15 protein-coding genes are annotated in these 17,845 nt (G+C 64.4%); 4 read left to right on the top strand and 11 right to left on the bottom strand.

From position 1 onward, the window contains the following. The first annotated feature begins 364 nt into the window (after positions 1-364). From fabA to fabI, 3 genes are all read left to right on the top strand, one after another. Positions 365-886: a bifunctional 3-hydroxydecanoyl-ACP dehydratase/trans-2-decenoyl-ACP isomerase gene (gene fabA, locus QY049_RS31005; RefSeq protein ID WP_194482543.1), complete on the top strand. Its 522-nt coding sequence runs from the start codon at positions 365-367 to the stop codon at positions 884-886. A gap of 40 nt (positions 887-926) precedes the next feature. Continuing rightward, positions 927-2,150 carry a beta-ketoacyl-ACP synthase I gene (gene fabB, locus QY049_RS31000; protein WP_194478667.1) on the top strand — a complete coding sequence of 408 codons (1,224 nt, stop codon included), beginning with the start codon at positions 927-929 and terminating at the stop codon, positions 2,148-2,150. A 141-nt stretch (positions 2,151-2,291) separates the two neighbouring features. Further along, positions 2,292-3,092, top strand: coding sequence for an enoyl-ACP reductase FabI (gene fabI / locus QY049_RS30995; protein WP_258764367.1), 801 nt, complete (start codon positions 2,292-2,294; stop codon positions 3,090-3,092). Here the strand turns inward: fabI and QY049_RS30990 are convergent. The 3 genes from QY049_RS30990 to QY049_RS30980 are packed head-to-tail and all read right to left on the bottom strand — an operon-like array spanning position 3,089 to position 5,082. Then, positions 3,089-3,685 carry a glutathione S-transferase family protein gene (locus QY049_RS30990; RefSeq protein ID WP_258764366.1) on the bottom strand — a complete coding sequence of 199 codons (597 nt, stop codon included), beginning with the start codon at positions 3,683-3,685 and terminating at the stop codon, positions 3,089-3,091. The genes fabI and QY049_RS30990 overlap by 4 nt on opposite strands. Further along, positions 3,682-4,146: a GNAT family N-acetyltransferase gene (locus QY049_RS30985; RefSeq protein WP_258764365.1), complete on the bottom strand. Its 465-nt coding sequence runs from the start codon at positions 4,144-4,146 to the stop codon at positions 3,682-3,684. The genes QY049_RS30990 and QY049_RS30985 overlap by 4 nt, the downstream gene beginning before the upstream one ends. Positions 4,147-4,155: 9 nt before the next feature. Then, positions 4,156-5,082, bottom strand: coding sequence for a hydrogen peroxide-inducible genes activator (locus QY049_RS30980; protein WP_194478663.1), 927 nt, complete (start codon positions 5,080-5,082; stop codon positions 4,156-4,158). 114 nt (positions 5,083-5,196) lie between these two features. On the opposite strand from QY049_RS30980, the gene katG reads away from it, so the two are divergent. Then, complete coding sequence (gene katG, locus QY049_RS30975) at positions 5,197-7,362, top strand: catalase/peroxidase HPI (RefSeq protein ID WP_258764364.1); 2,166 nt, start codon at positions 5,197-5,199, stop codon at positions 7,360-7,362. A gap of 75 nt (positions 7,363-7,437) precedes the next feature. On the opposite strand, the gene pnp is transcribed toward katG, so the two are convergent. The 8 genes from pnp to rimP all read right to left on the bottom strand — a co-directional run bounded on the left by pnp (position 7,438) and on the right by rimP (position 17,806). After that, positions 7,438-9,600 carry a polyribonucleotide nucleotidyltransferase gene (gene pnp / locus QY049_RS30970; protein WP_194478661.1) on the bottom strand — a complete coding sequence of 721 codons (2,163 nt, stop codon included), beginning with the start codon at positions 9,598-9,600 and terminating at the stop codon, positions 7,438-7,440. Between the two features lie 377 nt (positions 9,601-9,977). After that, complete coding sequence (rpsO, locus tag QY049_RS30965) at positions 9,978-10,247, bottom strand: 30S ribosomal protein S15 (RefSeq protein ID WP_018644188.1); 270 nt, start codon at positions 10,245-10,247, stop codon at positions 9,978-9,980. A gap of 2 nt (positions 10,248-10,249) precedes the next feature. Then, positions 10,250-11,368 carry a tRNA pseudouridine(55) synthase TruB gene (gene truB / locus QY049_RS30960; protein ID WP_258764363.1) on the bottom strand — a complete coding sequence of 373 codons (1,119 nt, stop codon included), beginning with the start codon at positions 11,366-11,368 and terminating at the stop codon, positions 10,250-10,252. Continuing rightward, entirely contained in the window at positions 11,365-11,808 is a 444-nt protein-coding gene (gene rbfA / locus QY049_RS30955; protein ID WP_194478659.1) for a 30S ribosome-binding factor RbfA, read from the bottom strand. Before rbfA ends, truB begins: the two co-directional genes overlap by 4 nt. A 155-nt stretch (positions 11,809-11,963) precedes the next feature. Continuing rightward, positions 11,964-14,657, bottom strand: coding sequence for a translation initiation factor IF-2 (infB, locus tag QY049_RS30950; protein ID WP_194478658.1), 2,694 nt, complete (start codon positions 14,655-14,657; stop codon positions 11,964-11,966). 70 nt (positions 14,658-14,727) lie between these two features. Continuing rightward, positions 14,728-15,411: an RNA-binding protein gene (locus QY049_RS30945; RefSeq protein ID WP_258764362.1), complete on the bottom strand. Its 684-nt coding sequence runs from the start codon at positions 15,409-15,411 to the stop codon at positions 14,728-14,730. A 23-nt stretch (positions 15,412-15,434) separates the two neighbouring features. Beyond that, positions 15,435-17,045, bottom strand: coding sequence for a transcription termination factor NusA (nusA, locus tag QY049_RS30940; RefSeq protein WP_194478656.1), 1,611 nt, complete (start codon positions 17,043-17,045; stop codon positions 15,435-15,437). A gap of 2 nt (positions 17,046-17,047) precedes the next feature. After that, positions 17,048-17,806, bottom strand: coding sequence for a ribosome maturation factor RimP (gene rimP / locus QY049_RS30935; RefSeq protein ID WP_194478655.1), 759 nt, complete (start codon positions 17,804-17,806; stop codon positions 17,048-17,050). Positions 17,807-17,845 lie beyond the last annotated feature (39 nt).

Below are 17,845 nucleotides of genomic sequence, written 5' to 3'. Positions count from 1 at the left end.
AAATTCAGGCACGCGTTGACACTATCTACCTGCAATATAAGGACAGATAGATGCAGATGCAAGTTTCTCGCAACTAGAGCGGTTCTAATCCCGCAAGGAACCGGACCCGAGTCCCGTCATTTTACCTTCATGAGATTGCTTTGCCACCGAAATGGCCTGTGTTAGAGAGCGCGCGGTTCCGCTGAGCCTGATGTGGCGCGGCCGGGCATTGAGGCCGGGTTCGCAAGTCCATGGTTCGCAGGTCCATCCGGGCTCTCGGCATTCGCGCCTGCTGACGACGGCGAAAGGCGTTGCTTTCCGAACTAAACGGGGCCCATTTTTGCCAGAAACGCCGCTCAATCGGGGTTCAAACAGAGGCTTCCGCATGCTGAACAGGCGCAACGGTTACGAATACGAAGATCTGCTGGCCTGTGCCCGCGGCGAAATGTTCGGTCCGGGCAACGCTCAGTTGCCGCTGCCGCCGATGCTGATGTTCGATCGCATCACGGAAATTAACGACAATGGCGGCGAGTTCGGCAAGGGCCTGGTACGCGCCGAGCTCGACGTGAAATCCGACCTCTGGTTCTTCGGCTGCCACTTCAAGAACGACCCCGTGATGCCCGGCTGCCTCGGCCTCGATGCGCTGTGGCAAATGGTCGGCTTTTACCTCGGCTGGACCGGAGGCGAAGGGCGTGGCCGCGCGCTCGGCCTGAACGAATTAAAGTTCAGCGGCCAGGTGCTGCCCGAGGCCCGCAAGGTTGTGTACAACGTCGACATCAAGCGCGTGATGCGTTCAAAGCTCGTGCTCGGCATTGCCGACGGATGGCTTTCGGTCGACGACCAGATTATTTATCGCGCCAAGGATCTGAAGGTCGGTCTGTTCAAGCAGGGCGTGAACCTGGGCTAACGCGCATCATCAAGAAGACAACGATATAGGCGAGGCTGTCATGAGGCGGGTTGTGGTCACCGGGATGGGTATCGTCTCGTCGATCGGAAACAACACCCAGGAAGTGCTTGCGAGCCTTCACGAGGCGAAGTCGGGCATTTCGCGGGCCGAGAAATATGCCGAGCTCGGCTTCCGCTCGCAGGTACAAGGTGCGCCCACGCTCGATCCTTCGACGGTGGTCGACCGGCGCGCGATGCGTTTCCTCGGCCAGGGCGCCGCGTGGAACCACGTCGCGATGGAGCAGGCGATCCAGGACTCCGGCCTATCGCCCGACGAAGTCTCCAACATCCGCACCGGCATCATCATGGGCTCCGGCGGACCGTCGGCCCGCACCATCGTCGAATCCGCCGACATCACCCGCACCAAGGGACCGAAGCGCGTCGGTCCGTTTGCAGTGCCGAAGGCAATGTCGTCCACGGCGTCCGCAACGCTCGCCACCTGGTTCAAGATCAAGGGTGTGAACTATTCGATCTCCTCGGCCTGCGCGACGTCGAACCATTGTGTCGGCAATGCCTATGAGACGATCCAGATCGGCAAGCAGGACGTCGTCTTCGCCGGCGGCTGCGAGGAGCTCGACTGGTCGCTCTCGGTGCTGTTCGACGCCATGGGCGCGATGTCCTCGAAGTACAACGACACGCCCGCCACCGCCTCGCGGCCCTACGACGTCAACCGCGACGGTTTTGTCATTGCCGGCGGCGCGGGAGTGCTCGTCCTGGAAGAGCTCGAGCATGCCAGGGCGCGCGGCGCGCGCATCTACGGCGAGATCGTCGGCTATGGCGCGACCTCGGACGGCTACGACATGGTCGCCCCGTCGGGCGAAGGCGCCGAGCGCTGCATGCGCATGGCGATGTCGACGGTGAAGACCAAGGTCGACTATATCAACCCGCACGCCACCTCGACGCCGGCCGGCGATCCGCCCGAGATCGACGCGCTCCGCCGCGTCTTCGGCTCCGGCGAGAAGTGCCCGCCGATCTCGGCGACCAAGGCGCTGACCGGCCACTCGCTGGGCGCGACCGGCGTGCAGGAGGCGATCTACTCGCTGCTGATGATGAACAACGGCTTCATCTGCGAGAGCGCTCACATCCAGGAGCTCGATCCGGTGTTCGCCGACATGCCGATCGTGCGCAAGCGGATCGACAACGTCAAGATCGGCACCGTGCTCTCGAACTCGTTCGGCTTTGGCGGCACCAACGCCACGCTGGTGTTCAGCCGGATGGATGTGTGACGGCATTGTTGGCGCATCGTTGATTTTCTCGTCATGGCCGGGCATAGCCGTCCGAAGGACGGCGTCGCTTCGCTCGCCTGTGTCCCGGCCATCCACGTTTTGAACCCGGCGCCCGGCATGAAAGCGGAAGGTGATCCTGCAATGGAAGGTTTGATGAAAGGCAAGCGCGGTCTGGTCATGGGCATCGCCAATGATCATTCGATCGCCTGGGGCATGGCGAAGACGCTGCACGCCCATGGCGCCGAGCTTGCCTTCACCTTCCAGGGCGAAGCGCTCGGCAAGCGCGTCAAGACGCTTGCGGAATCTCTTGGTGTCGAGTTGGTACTGCCTTGTGACGTCGAGGACATCGCCAGCGTCGATGCCACGTTCGACGTCTTGCGCGAGAAGTGGGGCAAGCTCGATTTCGTCATTCACGCGATCGGCTTTGCCGACAAGAACGAGCTGAAGGGCCGCTACGCCGACACCAGCCGCGAGAATTTTTCGCGCACCATGGTGATCTCCTGCTTCTCCTTCACGGAGGTTGCAAAGCGCGCGGCCGATCTGATGACGGACGGCGGCAGCATGATCACGCTGACCTTCGGCGCCTCCGAGCGGTCGATGCCGAATTACAACGTGATGGGCGTGGCCAAGGCGGCGCTGGAAGCCTCGGTGCGCTATCTCGCCTCCGATTTCGGACCGCGCGGCATTCGCGTCAACGCGATCTCCGCCGGACCCATCCGAACGCTCGCCGGCTCCGGCATCGGCGAGGCGCGTGCGATGTTCGCCTTCATGCAAAAGCACTCACCGCTCCGCCGCGGCGTCACGCTCGACGAGCTCGGCGGCTCGGCACTGTATCTGCTGTCCGATCTTTCGGGCGGCGTGACCGGCGAGATCCACTATGTCGATTCCGGCTACAACATCGTGCTGATGCCGAGGCCGGACGATTTGAAGGCGGAAAGCTAACCCGCCGCGATTGTCTCTGCGCGCCGGAACGCCGGCCGCGCCATGCAGCGCGCGATATAGGCATCGAAGGCCGGGCGCGACGGCACCATCTTGAACAGGCGCACCGCGAAATTCAGGCCCGAGCCGATCGTGACGTCGGCCGCGGAAAACTCCTCGCCGAGAATCCACGGCCCCTTTTCCAGCGCCGCTTCCATCACGTCGAAGACCTGAGTCGCGCTGCCCCAGGCGGCGGTCGAGGTCGGCACCTCGATCTTGGTGAAGATCTGGATGATCGCCGGCTCGATGCAACTCGGCGAGAAGAACAGCCATTGCAGATAGCGCGCGCGGCGCGGATCGGTCACGGCGGGCGCCAGCTTCGTTTCAGGATAGCGGTCGGCGATGTAGGCGCAGATCGCAGCGGCTTCGCCGAGCGCGGCTTCGCCATCGCTGAGCGCCGGTACCTTGCCCATCGGATTGATCTTCAGATAGTCCGGCGCTTTCTGCGCGCCCGTCGAAATGTCGGTGAGCACGCGCTCATAGGGAAGGCCGCTCTCTTCCATCAGCCACAACGTCGAAAACGAACGCGAGCGAGGCGACCAATAGAGCTTGATCATGGGGCATTCTCTTTGTTCTTCCACCGGTAGTACTTCATCATGAAGCCGTTCGACGGCTCGATCTCTTCCTTCTCGAACACGAATCCTTCGCGCTCATACCAGCGCCAGGCCTTTTCATTCTCGCGGACGCAGCGCAGGTATATCTCGTCGGGCATTTGCGTGCGCGTGAAGGCAAGCAGCTTTCGACCGAGCGATTGCCCCTGATAGACAGGCCCGACGAACAGCATGTCGAGATAAAGATTTGGCAGATGCAGCGCCAGCATCGCGGCGATGGTGCCGGCGTCGTCGGCGACGAACAGGCTCCAACCGTTCTCGACCTCGCGCCGGATGCGCGCACGCAGATTGGCCAGCAGGAATTCGCTGGCCTCGCCAAGCCCGGTCGAGACCCAGCTCTCCATCCAGACGCGGCCGATCTCGTCATATTCATCGGTGCGGGCGGGACGGATGATCGGATCTGCCATCGCGGCCTCTCAAGCTTTCTGGCCGCGCGCGGTCTGCCGCGGGCGCGCCTTGCCTGCTGACAGGCACACCACCTCGGAGATCTGGAGCAGCTGGCGCGCCAGCGGACTGGTCTTGCGCCAGACCATGCCGATGGTACGCGACGGCTCCGGGTCGCGGAAGCGCGACAGCGAGACCGAAGCCGATCGCGTCTCCACCGACACCGCCATCTCCGGGATCAGGGTGACGCCAATGCCGGCGCTGACCATCTGGACCAGCGTCGAGAGCGAATTCGCATCCAGCATCTCGCGCGGCGGCGCCGATTGCATGTTGCAGAACGACAGCGCCTGGTCGCGGAAACAATGGCCCTCTTCGAGCAGCAACAGCCGCATCTCGCGCATCATCTCGCGCGACGGCACTGGGGTGCCCGCATCCGTGCCCGGCCGCACCAGCAGGAATTTCTCTTCGAACAAGGCGACCTCGGTGAGCGAGGGTTCGGACACCGGCAGCGCGACGATGGCGGTGTCGAGGCGGCCCTCGACCAGCTCCTGGATCAGCCGCGGCGTCATCGTCTCGCGCACGCGGATGTCGAGCTCCGGATGCATGCGCGTGAGATTCTTGGTGATCTTGGGCAGCAGATAGGGCGCGATCGTCGGGATCATGCCGATCCGTAAGCGGCCCGCAAAGCGGTCCTGCGAGGCGCGGGCGAAGTCGCCGAGTTCGTCGACCGAGCGCAGGATCTCGCGGACGCGCTGTGCGAGTTCCTCGCCGAACCGGGTCAGCGCGACCTGGCGCGCGCTGCGCTCCAGCAACAGCCCGCCGAGCGCCTCCTCCAGTTCCTTGATCTGCATCGACAATGCCGGCTGCGAGATGGAACAGGCCTCCGCGGCGCGGCCGAAATGACCATGACGCGCCAACGCGTCAAAATATCGCAGCTGGCGCAGCGTCAGATTGATCATCAGAAAAACCTATCGCAGCGATCATTAAAGTCAACTTCCCCTGATCGAACGCGACGCTTAGAGTGGTTCTACCTGGTCAATGGCGCGAGTGCGACGCCACCAGAGGAGGTATTCATGGACGACACTTCGAAGTGCCCGTTTTCGGGCGGCAAACGCGTGCCAGCGAACCGCGACTGGTGGCCCACCAACCTCAGCATCGAGATGCTGCACAAGAACTCCGGCCTGTCCGATCCGATGGGCAAGGACTTCGACTACGCCAAGGAATTCAAGACGCTCGACCTGAACGCAGTCGTCAAGGACCTCACCGCCCTGATGACGGATTCGCAGGAATGGTGGCCCGCCGACTTCGGTCACTATGGCGGCCTCATGATCCGCATGGCCTGGCACAGCGCGGGCACCTATCGCATCACCGACGGCCGCGGCGGCGCCGGTGCCGGTCAGCAGCGTTTCGCTCCGCTCAACAGCTGGCCCGATAACGCCAACCTCGACAAGGCGCGCCGTCTGCTCTGGCCGATCAAGCAGAAATACGGTCGCAAGATTTCCTGGGCCGACCTGATGGTGCTCGCCGGCAACGTCGCGCTGGAGTCGATGGGCTTCAAGACCTTCGGCTTCGCCGGCGGTCGCGCCGACGTCTGGGAGCCGGAGGAGCTCTATTGGGGTCCCGAAGGCACCTGGCTCGGCGACGAGCGCTACAGCGGCGAGCGTCAGCTCGCCGAGCCGCTCGGCGCCGTGCAGATGGGCCTCATCTACGTCAATCCGGAGGGCCCGAACGGCAAGCCGGATCCGATTGCCGCGGCGAAGGACATCCGCGAGACCTTCTTCCGCATGGCGATGAACGACGAAGAGACCGTCGCGCTGATCGCCGGCGGCCACACCTTCGGCAAGACCCACGGTGCCGGCGATCCGTCGCTGGTCGGTCCCGAGCCGGAAGCGGGCGCGCTGGAAGACCAGGGTCTCGGTTGGAAGAGCAAGCACGCCTCGGGCCTCGCCGGTGATTCCATCACCAGCGGTCTCGAAGTGACCTGGACCACGACGCCGACGAAGTGGAGCAACAACTTCTTCGAGAACCTGTTCAAGTACGAATGGGAGCTGACGAAGAGCCCGGGTGGTGCGAACCAGTGGACCGCCAAGGGTGCCGACGCCATCATTCCGGATCCGTTCGACAAGTCGAAGAAGCATCGGCCCACGATGCTGACCACCGACCTCTCGCTGCGCTTCGATCCGGCCTATGAGAAGATCTCGCGCCGCTTCCTCGAACACCCCGATCAGTTCGCGGACGCGTTCGCCCGCGCCTGGTTCAAGCTGACCCATCGCGACATGGGTCCGATCCAGCGCTACCTCGGCCCGCTGGTGCCGAAGGAGACGCTGATCTGGCAGGATCCGATCCCGGCCGTGAACCACGAGCTGGTCAGCGATCAGGACATTGCTGCGCTGAAGACCAAGATCCTGGCTTCGGGCCTGTCGGTGTCCGAGCTGGTCTCGACCGCCTGGGCCTCGGCCTCGACGTTCCGCGGCTCGGACAAGCGCGGCGGAGCCAACGGTGCGCGCATCCGTCTTGCTCCCCAGAAGGACTGGGAGGTGAACCAGCCTGCCCAGCTCTCGAAGGTGCTTGGCAAGCTCGAAGCGATCCAGAAGGACTTCAACGCGTCGTCAGGTGCCAAGAAGGTCTCGATCGCCGACCTCATCGTCCTCGGCGGTTCGGCCGCGGTCGAGAAGGCCGCCAAGGATGCCGGCGTCGACGTCAAGGTCGGCTTCACGCCGGGCCGCATGGATGCTTCGCAGGAGCAGACTGACGTTGCCTCCTTCGCGCCGCTCGAGCCGCGGGCCGATGGCTTCCGCAACTACGTCGGCAAGAAGCACCAGTTCCTGCAGCAGGAAGAAGCGCTCGTCGATCGCGCGCAGCTTCTGAAGCTCACGGGTCCCGAACTCACGGCGCTCGTCGGCGGTCTGCGCGTGCTCGGCGCCAACGCGAACGGGTCGAAGGCCGGCGTCCTCACCTCGAAGGTGGGCACGCTCTCCAACGACTACTTCGTCAACCTGCTCGACATGAGCACGCAATGGTCCCCGGCTGCCGACGGTTCCTACGAGGGGCGCGACCGCAAGACCAATGCGGTGAAGTGGACCGGCACGCGCGCCGATCTCATCTTCGGCTCGCACTCGCAGCTCCGCGCCTATGCCGAGGTCTATGCGACGTCGGACTCGAAGCAGCAGTTCGTGCAGGACTTCGCCGAGGCCTGGACCAAGGTGATGAACCTCGACCGGTTCGACCTTGCGGCCTGATCCCAGCGCACAGCGAGCGACAAACAAAAAGGGCGGCCGAAAGGCCGCCCTTCGTGTTTTTGATATGCGGAGCGACTACTCGCCGGCCGCTTCGCGCGGGGCCTTCTCGCCCTCGCCGCCCTTGTCCTTGCCTTCGAGGTCCTCGCCGGTGGTCTGGTCGACGACCTTCATCGACAGGCGGGTCTTGCCGCGATCGTCGAAGCCGAGCAGCTTGACCTTGACCTTGTCGCCTTCCTTGACGACGTCGGAGGTCTTCTGCACGCGCGCCGAAGCGAGCTGGCTGATGTGAACGAGGCCGTCCTTCGAACCGAAGAAGTTCACGAAAGCGCCGAACTCCATCACCTTGACGACGGTGCCGTCATAGATCTGGCCGACTTCCGGATCGGACGCGATCGACTTGATCCACTTGATCGCGGCCTTCATCGCCTCGCCGTCGGAGGAGGCGACCTTGACGGTGCCGTCGTCCTCGATGTTGACCTTGGCGCCGGTCTTCTCGACGATCTCGCGGATCACCTTGCCGCCGGTGCCGATCACTTCGCGGATCTTGTCGGTCGCGATCTTGAAGGTCTCGATGCGCGGCGCGTATTCGCCGAGCTCGGCGCGGGCATTGGTGAGCGCCTTCGCCATCTCGCCGAGGATGTGGATGCGGCCTTCCTTGGCCTGGCCGAGGGCGACCTTCATGATCTCCTCGGTGATGCCCTCGATCTTGATGTCCATCTGGAGCGAGGTGATGCCCGCTTCGGTGCCGGCGACCTTGAAGTCCATGTCGCCGAGATGGTCCTCGTCACCGAGGATGTCCGAGAGAACCGCGAAGCGCTTGTCTTCGAGGATCAGGCCCATCGCGATGCCCGCCGTCGGCCGCTTCAACGGCACGCCGGCGTCCATCAGAGCGAGCGAAGCGCCGCAGACCGAGGCCATCGACGAGGAGCCGTTGGATTCGGTGATCTCCGAGACCACGCGGATCGTGTAGGGGAACTCGTGATGCGGCGGCAGCACCGGGTGGATCGCGCGCCAGGCGAGCTTGCCGTGGCCGATCTCGCGACGCTTGGTGCCGCCGAGGCGGCCGGTCTCACCGACCGAGTAGGGAGGGAAGTTGTAGTGCAGCAGGAACGTCTCTTTGTACGTTCCCGACAGCGCGTCGATGTACTGCTCGTCCTCGCCGGTGCCGAGCGTGGTGACGACCAGGCCCTGCGTCTCGCCGCGGGTGAACAGCGCCGAGCCGTGGGCGCGGGGCAGCACGCCGACTTCGGCGATGATGTTGCGCACGGTCTTGGAGTCACGGCCGTCGATGCGCTTGCCGGTGTCGAGGATGTTCCAGCGAACGATCTTCGCCTCGAGCTCCTTGAACACGGCGCTGATGCGCAGCTTGTCGTATTTCGGCTCCTGCCCTTCGGGGAAGTAGTGCGCGATCACCTTTTCCTTGACCTTGCCGACCGCGGCGTAGCGATCCTGCTTGACCGGAATCGCGTAGGCGGCGCGCAGCTCCTGCTCGACGAGGCCGAGCATTTCCTTCTCGAGCGCGGCGTTGTCGATTGTAGTGACTTCGCGCGGTTCCTTGGCGGCCTTCTCGGCGAGCTCGATGATCGCCTTGATGACCGGCTGGAAGTGGCGGTGACCGAACATCACGGCGCCGAGCATGATGTCTTCGTTCAGCTCCTTGGCTTCCGATTCCACCATCAGCACGGCGTCGGCGGTGCCGGCGACGACGAGGTCGAGCTGGGTGTCGACCATCTCGTCGAGCGTCGGGTTGAGGATGAACTCGTCGTTGGCGAAGCCGACGCGGGCGGCGCCGATCGGGCCCTTGAACGGTGCGCCGGACAGCGTCAGCGCGGCCGAGGAGGCCACCAGCGCGACGATGTCGGGATCGTTCTCCATGTCGTGCGACAGCACGGTGGCGATCACCTGGGTTTCGTTGCGCCAGCCGTCGACGAACAGCGGACGGATCGGACGGTCGATCAGGCGGGAGACCAGCGTCTCCTTCTCGGTCGGACGGCCCTCGCGCTTGAAATAGCCGCCGGGAATGCGGCCAGCTGCGTAGGTCTTTTCCTGGTAGTCGACGGTCAGCGGCAGGAAGTCGACGCCTTCACGCGGCGCCTTCGCCGCGACGACGGTGGCGAGCACCACCGTCTCGCCATAGGTGGCGATGACGGCGCCGTCGGCCTGGCGTGCGATCTTGCCGGTTTCGAGTTTGAGAGGGCGTCCGCCCCAGTCGATCTCGACTGAATGCTTATTGAACATAGAGGTCTTCTTTCATGGGTTCTCGAAAGAAGGGACGGCTCGAAAAACAAAAACCATGTCAAGATTGCAGGACGCTGACCGGAGCGGGCGATCAGCGTCCTGCGATCCTGCCATGGTTTTTGGATGTCGGATGGCGTCCATCCTTTCGGGTCATACGGGCACCTTGCCCGTTGCGCCCAGCCGCCGGATTGCTGCTGGACTGTCAGTCGGCACGAACGCGAACACCGAACCGCGGTCTTCGCTGATCGTGCTCCGGATGCGGAGCCTCATGGGCCCGCACCGGACGTACGCGTGAGCCTCGATCAAAAACCTTGAAACAAACGCTTTCGCTCGAAACCACGCGCAAAAACGCGCGCCGGTGGCGCGCGCAAGAACTCTTAACGACGAATGTTGTGCTTCTCGAGCAGCGCCTTGTACCGCGCCTCGTCCCGCTTCTTCAGGTAGTCGAGGAGCGAGCGGCGGGTCGAGACCAGCTTCAGGAGCCCACGACGCGAATGGTTGTCCTTCACGTGGGTCTTGAAGTGGTTGGTCAGGTTGTTGATGCGTTCCGACAGGATCGCGACCTGAACCTCGGGCGAGCCGGTATCACCGGCCTTGGTAGCATTCGTCTTGATGACTTCCGCTTTGCGTTCTGCGGCAATCGACATCGTCAATTTCTCTCGTTGCGACCGGTTGAGGCAGTCAAGCCGGTCAGGTTGAACACACGCTTGGGGATGATTTCGCCATTGCCAACTTCGGCAAGCGCCAAAAGACGGCCTGCCACCGTGACATAGACTGTGCCGCTACTTGTGGGCGCATCCCGTCCGCGCAACAAAACGGCCTGGCCCCGATGGAGCCTTGCCGCATCAGCCCGAGTGACGGCCAGTGCCGGGATGTCGTCCAGCGCGGTCTCAACGGGCATCAGCGCGTCGGCGAGGCTTCCCTCGCCGGACGCGGCTCTATCGCACAAAGCCTCCAACTGATCCAGCGGAATCATGTCATTTTCGCTGAATGGGCCGACCAGGGTCCGCCGCAGCGCGCAGATATGGCCGTAAGTACCCAGAATCCGGCCCATATCGCGGGCGAGCGCCCGGACATAAGTCCCCTTGCCGCACTCGGCCTCGAATACGGCGCGGTCGTTATCCGGTTGATTCACAAGGGTTAAATGATGAATCTCGACCGGCCGGGCGGCCAGTTCCACGACTTCGCCATCGCGGGCGAGGTCATAGGCCCGCTCGCCCTGAACCTTGATCGCCGAATAGCGCGGCGGAACCTGCTCGATCACCCCGGTGAAACGGGGCAGCAGGGCTTCGATAGCCTCCCGGGTCGGACGCTGGTCCGAGGTCGCGGTGACCTGGCCCTCGATGTCGTCGGTGTCGCGCTCCTCGCCCCAGCACACGGTGAAGCGATAGCGCTTGCGGCCGTCCATGACGAAGGGAACCGTTTTGGTGGCCTCGCCGAGCGCGATCGGCAGGCCGCCCGAGGCGAGCGGGTCGAGCGTGCCGGCATGGCCCGCGCGCTTGGCGTTGAACAGGCGCTTGAGCACGGCAACGGCCTGCGTCGAGGTCATTCCGATGGGCTTGTCGAGCACGACCCAGCCGTGCACGTCGCGCCGGTCGCGGCGCACCTGATTGCCCTTCTGCTTGTTCGCGCGCGGATCGTTGTTGACGCGGCGCGCCTCCTGATGCGGCTCTGCATTGCCGCCGGCATCTGCAAAATTATTCTTTTGCACCTCGCGCGTATCGGCCTCATCGCTGCCGATCGTGCCGTGAGCCGGGTCCATCATCATCGTTCTTCTTCCCGATCCGTATCCGGATCCTGTTCCGGATTCTTGTCCAAGTCCTTCTGCACCGCAGGTGTTCGCAAAAGCTTCTCGATCCGTTCCGCTTCGTCGAATCGTTCGTCGACGCGGAAGCGAATGTCAGGTGCAAATTTCAGGTTAACGCGCCGCGCGACTTCGCCGCGCAGGAATTTCTTGTTGCGATCGAGCGCAGCGATGACGAGCTCGGTGTCGCGGCCACCGAGCGGCATCACGTAGATTGTCGCGAGCTTCAAATCGGGCGACATCCGCACCTCCGGCACGGTGATGATGTGACCCTCGAGATCCGCATCATGTACGCTGCCTTGCGCCAGAATATCGGCTATCGCGTGGCGAACCTGCTCGCCGACGCGCAGCTGTCGCTGCGAGCCGCCGGGCGCGGAACTCTTTTTCTGATGATGGCGCGGCATGGTCGGAAATCACCTCGTCGTGCCCGCGTTTGGGACACGAGCATTGTCGTTTGACCTGTTGAAACGAATGAGGCGCTGATGGCCGGAAAACTCCGGCCATCGCACTTCCTCAATTTCAGTTCAAAAAGATCCGGGCGCTTCGGTAAGATTTGGACTTACAGGGAGCGCTGGATCGTCTCCACGCGGTAACACTCGATCACGTCACCGGCACGCATGTCGTGGTAGTTCTCGAAGGCCATCCCGCATTCCTGACCGGACTGGACTTCCTTCACTTCGTCCTTGAAGCGCTTCAGCGTCGACAGCTTGCCTTCGTGCACGACGACGTTGTCGCGGATCAGGCGCACATTGGCGCCGCGTTCCACGGTGCCGTCGGTGACGCGGCAGCCGGCAACCTTGCCGACCTTGGAGATGTTGAAGATCTCCAGGATCTCGGCGTTGCCCAGCATGGTTTCGCGCAAGGTCGGCGCGAGCAGGCCGCTCATCGCCTTCTTCACGTCGTCCACGAGGTCGTAGATGATGTTGTAGTAGCGGATCTCGATGCCGTTGCGCTTGGCGGCCGCAGCGGCCTCCTTGTTCGCGCGAACCGAGAAGCCGATGATCGCGGCGTTGAAGCCTTCCGCGAGCGTGACGTCGGATTCCGAGATTCCGCCGACGCCGGCATGCAGGATGCGGGCTGCGACTTCGTCGGTGCCGAGCTTCTCCAGCGAGCCGAGGATCGCTTCCAGCGAGCCCTGCACGTCGGCCTTGACGATCAGCGGGAATTCCTTGCGGCCCGCCGTCTTCAACTGCGACATCATCTGTTCGAGCGAGCCGCGCATGCCGGAGATCGAGGCAGCCGCGTTCTCGCGCTTCTGGTGCGCGCGGTAGCTGGTGACCTGGCGGGCGCGGGCTTCGTTCTCGACCACCGCGAGGCGATCGCCGGCCTCCGGCGGACCGTTGAAGCCGAGCACTTCGACCGGCACCGAGGGGCCGGCTTCCTGCACCGTCTCGCCCTGATCGGAGATCAGCGCGCGAACGCGGCCCATTTCGGCACCGGCGACGATGATGTCGCCGACGCGAAGCGTGCCGCGCTGGACCAGCACGGTCGCAACCGGACCGCGGCCGCGATCGAGCTTGGCTTCGATCACGGTGCCTTCGGCCGGACGCTCCGAATTGGTCTTGAGGTCGAGGATTTCGGCCTGGAGCGCGATCATCTCGAGCAGCTTGTCGAGATTGGTCTTGTTCTTGGCGGACACTTCGACGTCGACGACGTCGCCGCCGAAGGATTCGACCTGAACCTCGTGCTGGAGCAGTTCGGTGCGGACGCGCTCGGGCTTGGCATCGGGCTTGTCGATCTTGTTGATGGCAACAATGATCGGCACGCGTGCCGCCTTGGCGTGATTGATGGCTTCGATCGTCTGCGGCATGACGCCGTCATCGGCCGCGACCACCAGCACGACGATGTCGGTGACCTTGGCGCCGCGGGCGCGCATCGCGGTGAACGCGGCGTGACCGGGCGTGTCGATGAAGGTGATCTTCTTGCCGCTCTCGGGCGAGACGACCTGATAGGCGCCGATATGCTGGGTGATGCCGCCGGCTTCGCCTGACACCACGTTGGCATGGCGGAGCGCGTCGAGCAGCGAGGTCTTGCCGTGGTCGACGTGGCCCATAACGGTGACGACAGGAGAGCGCGTCTCGGTGTCGGTGGAATCGTCGACCTGGTCGAACAGGCCTTCTTCAACGTCCGACGCGGCGACGCGCTTGACGGTGTGGCCGAGTTCCTCGGCGATGAGCTGAGCGGTGTCGGCGTCGATCACATCGGTGATCTTGTGCATCGCGCCCTGCTTCATCAGCATGCGGATGACGTCGACCGCGCGCTCGGCCATGCGGTTGGCGAGTTCCTGGATGGTGATCGCTTCCGGAATGACCACTTCGCGAATGAGCTTTTCCTTCGGCTCGTTCGCGGCATGGCCCTTCAGGCGCTGGGTGCGGCGGCGGAACGAGGCGATCGAACGCTCGCGGACTTCGTCGGCATTGAGCGCGGTCACGACCGTCAGGCGGCCGCGTTCCTTCTGCGGGCCGGGCTTGTGAGTGGGCTTGGGCGCGACCACGGGACGGGCGGCGCCGCCGGGGCCACGACGGATCTGGCGCGGACCATCGTCCTCGTCGGGGCCGGCAGCGACGGCGGGCGCGCGACCCAGAGGGCCTCCTGGCCGCGATGTGGTGGTGGTTGCCGGGCGCGCGGTGGTCGTTGCTCCCGGTCGCGTGGCGGTCGGGGCGGGACGCGGAGCACTGGTCGCCGGGGCTGAGGCTGCTGCGGCGGGACGCGCGCCGGAGGCCGGCTGCTCGCCTTCGCCAAACCGCTTCTTGGCTTCGGTTTCGGCCTTGCGCTTGGCTTCTTCCTCGTGACGATGACGCTCTTCCTCGGCCTTGCGGCGGGATTCGGCAGCTTCGCGTTCGGCGCGCTCGGCGGCCTCGCGAACGGCGCGGCGCTGGGCCTCTTCCTCGGCCTGGCGGCGCTCCTCGACTTCGCGAACCTTGGCGTCGGCGAGCGCGCTGGCGCGCGCGGAACGTTCGTCCTCGGTCAGCGTGCGCAGCACGACGCCGGAGCCGGCGTTGCGCGGCGGCGCCGCGGGGCGCGACGGGGTGGGCGCGGGTGCGGCCGGGGCCGGCTTCGCGACGATCGTGGGCGACTGCGGCTCAGGGCTGCCGTCGATGCGGCGCTTGCCGCGCTTCTCGACCACGACCTGCTTGCTGCGGCCATGGCTGAAGCTCTGGCGCACAGTTCCCGTTTCGACGCGCGGCTTGAGCGATAGCGTCTTGCTCGGAACGCTCAGCTTCTTGTCGTCAGGGGTCTTGGTATCAACCATTCAGCAGTCCTAATCCTGATTTATCAGTGTTGTGCGTTGCCGCACCGTCCTATCGGGTCGTCGTTGTCTCTCAGAAATCCTGGCCGGGTTTTTCGGCAGTCTTGTCATCGTCCGCCATCCGGTATCGGACCAGCATCTGGCTACGTGACAGGAATGACTTGCTCGCCGGGCCCGCGAGCAGGGCAGCATGTATCACATTTGACCGGGTAAGTGCCAAATCCAATTCTATCGATTTCAGCGCGGTGACGACCGGAATCTGCGGCCTGGTACCGCGATTTCCGGCATTTTGCCGCGCCAGCATGTCCAATTTGCGGATTCCGTCCGCGGCCCCGTCGCTGGCGTGGATCAGGACCTCGACCGTACCTTCCCGCAGGGCGGTTTCGACCTTGCCGAATCCGGCAACGATCTGGCCCGCCTTGGCGGCAATCCCAAGAGCTTCGGTCACGCTCCGGACCAGGAGCGCCTCGATGTCGGCGGGAAGCGTCTGGGGGATGCGCAGGTCGCGCCTGAAGGCCTTGGTAAATTGGTGACGGCGGACGGCTTCCGCAACCACCTGTCGCGACGCCGTGACCCACATGCCCCGTCCGGGCAGCTTACGTTTGAGATCCGGAACTATATCGCCTTGGGGCGATACGACGAAGCGGATCAGTTCGTCGATCGGCCGGACCTCGCGGCTGACCGCGCACATGCGCATGGTCGCGGACCTTTCGGCCCGCGGTCCATGGTCAAGTTCGCTGTCAGCGCTGGCAAGCATCCGGGCGACATCCTCCGTCGCCCTTAAGCCGGCTGATCTTCGGCCGCGTCAGCCTCTTCGGCCGGCTTGGCAAGGTCAGCCTCGGTGATCCAGCCGGCCTTGACGCGGGCCTGCATGATCATGGCTTCCGCGTCGTCGCGGGAGATGCCGAGGCCGTCGAGCGCTCCGGCGAACTTGGTCTGCTCGCCGCCTTCCTTGCGCTCGGTCCAGCCGACCAGATCGTCGGTGGCGCAGCCGGCGAGGTCCTCGACCGTCTTGATGTCGTTCTCGCCGAACTTCACCAGCATCTTCGAGGTCACGCCGGGCACGTCCTTCACGGCGTCCTCGACGCCCAATTCCTTGCGGCGGGCCTCGATCTCGGCCTCCTGCTGATCGAGATATTCCCGGGCGCGGCTCTGCAGCTCCTGCGCGGTCTCCTCGTCGAAACCTTCGATGCTGGCGAGCTCCTTGAGGTCCACCATCGCGAGTTCCTCGACGGAGGTGAAGCCTTCGGAGGCGAGCAGCTGGCCGACCACCTCGTCGACATTGAGCGATTCCATGAAGACGCGGGTGGAGTTCTCGAAGTCGGCCTGGCGCCGCTCCGACTCCTCCTGCTCGGTCAGGATGTCGATGTCCCAGCCGGTGAGCTGCGAGGCGAGGCGAACGTTCTGGCCGCGGCGGCCGATCGCCAGCGAGAGCTGGTTGTTGGTGTCGGGGACCACGACCTCGATACGCTCGCGGTCTTCATCGATGACGACCTTGGAGACTTCCGCCGGCGCCAGCGCGTTGACCACGAAGGTCGCGATGTCGGGCGACCACGGAATGATGTCGATCTTCTCGCCCTGCAATTCGTTCACCACCGCCTGAACGCGCGAGCCGCGCATACCGACGCATGCGCCGACCGGATCGACCGAGGAATCGCGGGAAATCACGCCGATTTTCGCGCGCGAGCCCGGATCGCGGGCGACCGCCTTGATCTCGACGATGCCGTCGTAGATCTCGGGCACTTCCTGCGCGAACAGCTTCGCCATGAACTGCGGGTGGGTGCGGGAGAGGAAGATCTGCGGGCCGCGGGTCTCGCGGCGGACGTCGAAGATGTAGGCGCGGACGCGGTCGCCGTTGCGGAACACTTCGCGCGGCAGCATCTCGTCGCGGCGGATGATGGCTTCACCGCGGCCGAGGTCGACGATCACGCTGCCATATTCGACGCGCTTGACGACGCCGTTGACGATGTCGCCGATGCGGTCCTTGAATTCCTGGTATTGCCGATCACGCTCGGCCTCGCGCACCTTCTGCACGATCACCTGCTTGGCCGACTGCGCGGCGATGCGGCCGTATTCGAGCGGCGGCAGGGTGTCTGCGATGGTGTCGCCGACCTGGGCGCCCGGATTGGCGCGCTGCGCGTCGATCAGCGAGATCTGGTTGGAATGGTTTTCGACCTTGTCGACCACCAGCATGTGGCGCGACAGCCGAAGCTCGCCCTTCTTCGGGTCGATCTCGGCGTGAACGTCGGTCTCGCTGCCGTAGCGGGCCCGCGCCGCCTTGGCGATGGCATCTTCCATCGCCGCAATGACGATGCCGCGGTCGATCGATTTCTCGCGCGCGACGGCGTCGGCGATCTGGAGCAATTCAAGTCGATTGGCGCTGACTGCCATGGCTAGTCTCCTTCGTCAGGCTCGATCTCGCCGCGCCGCGCGCGTTCGGCGGCAAGGCGATGTTTCTTCGTATTGGTCGGTGCCGGCTTTTTCTTTTGCGGCTTGGTGTTCTTGGTGGTTTTCGCACTGATCTCGGCGTGCGGTGCCTGCGGCGGCTCGATGCCGAGATCGCGGCGCATCTGGCGCTCTTCGGCCTTGCCGCGGCGCATGGATTCGGCGATCAGCTCATCGGTCAGCACCAGCCGCGCCTCGCCGATGTCTTCCATCGTCAGCAGCACGTCGGGATTGTCGCCCGCCTTGACGTCGTCGCGATGCAGATGCACGCGGTCGCCCTCGACGGCGCCGAGCGTGCCGCGGAATCGCTTGCGCCCCTCATGGGCGACCGCCATTTCGACCTTCACCAGATGGCCGGAATAGCGCTCGAAATCGGAGCGGCGCACCAGCGGGCGGTCGATCCCCGGCGAGGAGATTTCCAGCCGATAGGCGCGGTCGATGGGGTCGGCGACGTCGAGCACGGGCGACAGCGCCCGCGAGATCGCCTCGCAGTCCTCGAGCTGCATCGAGCCGTCCGGCCGCTCGGCCATGATCTGGACGGTGCAGCCGGCCTCGCCCGAGATGCGGATCCGCACCAGGCGGTAGCCCATGCCTTCGAGCACCGGAGCTGCGACCGCAGACACCCGTGCCGCGACGCCCGGCTCGACCACGAGCCTCGGCTCGGCCAGCAACTCGGCATCGGTGGAACCAGTGGTCGGTTCGGTCATATCAGGGGTCAAGGCGCTCGATGGTTAACGCTTGGCTAA

Source organism: Bradyrhizobium sp. WYCCWR 13022, assembly GCF_030435535.1.
Classification (GTDB): Bacteria; Pseudomonadota; Alphaproteobacteria; order Rhizobiales; family Xanthobacteraceae; genus Bradyrhizobium.
The sequence above is the reverse complement of the archived record's forward strand: the minus strand, read 5'-3'. Positions and strand labels throughout refer to the sequence as shown.

Excerpts from the sequence above, each read along its gene's own strand:
- fabA (WP_194482543.1), top strand. The coding sequence starts at position 365 with ATGCTGAACAGGCGCAACGGTTACGAATACGAAGATCTGCTGGCCTGT.
- fabB (WP_194478667.1), top strand. The coding sequence starts at position 927 with ATGAGGCGGGTTGTGGTCACCGGGATGGGTATCGTCTCGTCGATCGGA.
- fabI (WP_258764367.1), top strand. The coding sequence starts at position 2,292 with ATGGAAGGTTTGATGAAAGGCAAGCGCGGTCTGGTCATGGGCATCGCC.
- QY049_RS30990 (WP_258764366.1), bottom strand. The coding sequence starts at position 3,685 with ATGATCAAGCTCTATTGGTCGCCTCGCTCGCGTTCGTTTTCGACGTTG.
- QY049_RS30985 (WP_258764365.1), bottom strand. The coding sequence starts at position 4,146 with ATGGCAGATCCGATCATCCGTCCCGCCCGCACCGATGAATATGACGAG.
- QY049_RS30980 (WP_194478663.1), bottom strand. The coding sequence starts at position 5,082 with ATGATCAATCTGACGCTGCGCCAGCTGCGATATTTTGACGCGTTGGCG.
- katG (WP_258764364.1), top strand. The coding sequence starts at position 5,197 with ATGGACGACACTTCGAAGTGCCCGTTTTCGGGCGGCAAACGCGTGCCA.
- pnp (WP_194478661.1), bottom strand. The coding sequence starts at position 9,600 with ATGTTCAATAAGCATTCAGTCGAGATCGACTGGGGCGGACGCCCTCTC.
- rpsO (WP_018644188.1), bottom strand. The coding sequence starts at position 10,247 with ATGTCGATTGCCGCAGAACGCAAAGCGGAAGTCATCAAGACGAATGCT.
- truB (WP_258764363.1), bottom strand. The coding sequence starts at position 11,368 with ATGATGATGGACCCGGCTCACGGCACGATCGGCAGCGATGAGGCCGAT.
- rbfA (WP_194478659.1), bottom strand. The coding sequence starts at position 11,808 with ATGCCGCGCCATCATCAGAAAAAGAGTTCCGCGCCCGGCGGCTCGCAG.
- infB (WP_194478658.1), bottom strand. The coding sequence starts at position 14,657 with ATGGTTGATACCAAGACCCCTGACGACAAGAAGCTGAGCGTTCCGAGC.
- QY049_RS30945 (WP_258764362.1), bottom strand. The coding sequence starts at position 15,411 with ATGCTTGCCAGCGCTGACAGCGAACTTGACCATGGACCGCGGGCCGAA.
- nusA (WP_194478656.1), bottom strand. The coding sequence starts at position 17,045 with ATGGCAGTCAGCGCCAATCGACTTGAATTGCTCCAGATCGCCGACGCC.
- rimP (WP_194478655.1), bottom strand. The coding sequence starts at position 17,806 with ATGACCGAACCGACCACTGGTTCCACCGATGCCGAGTTGCTGGCCGAG.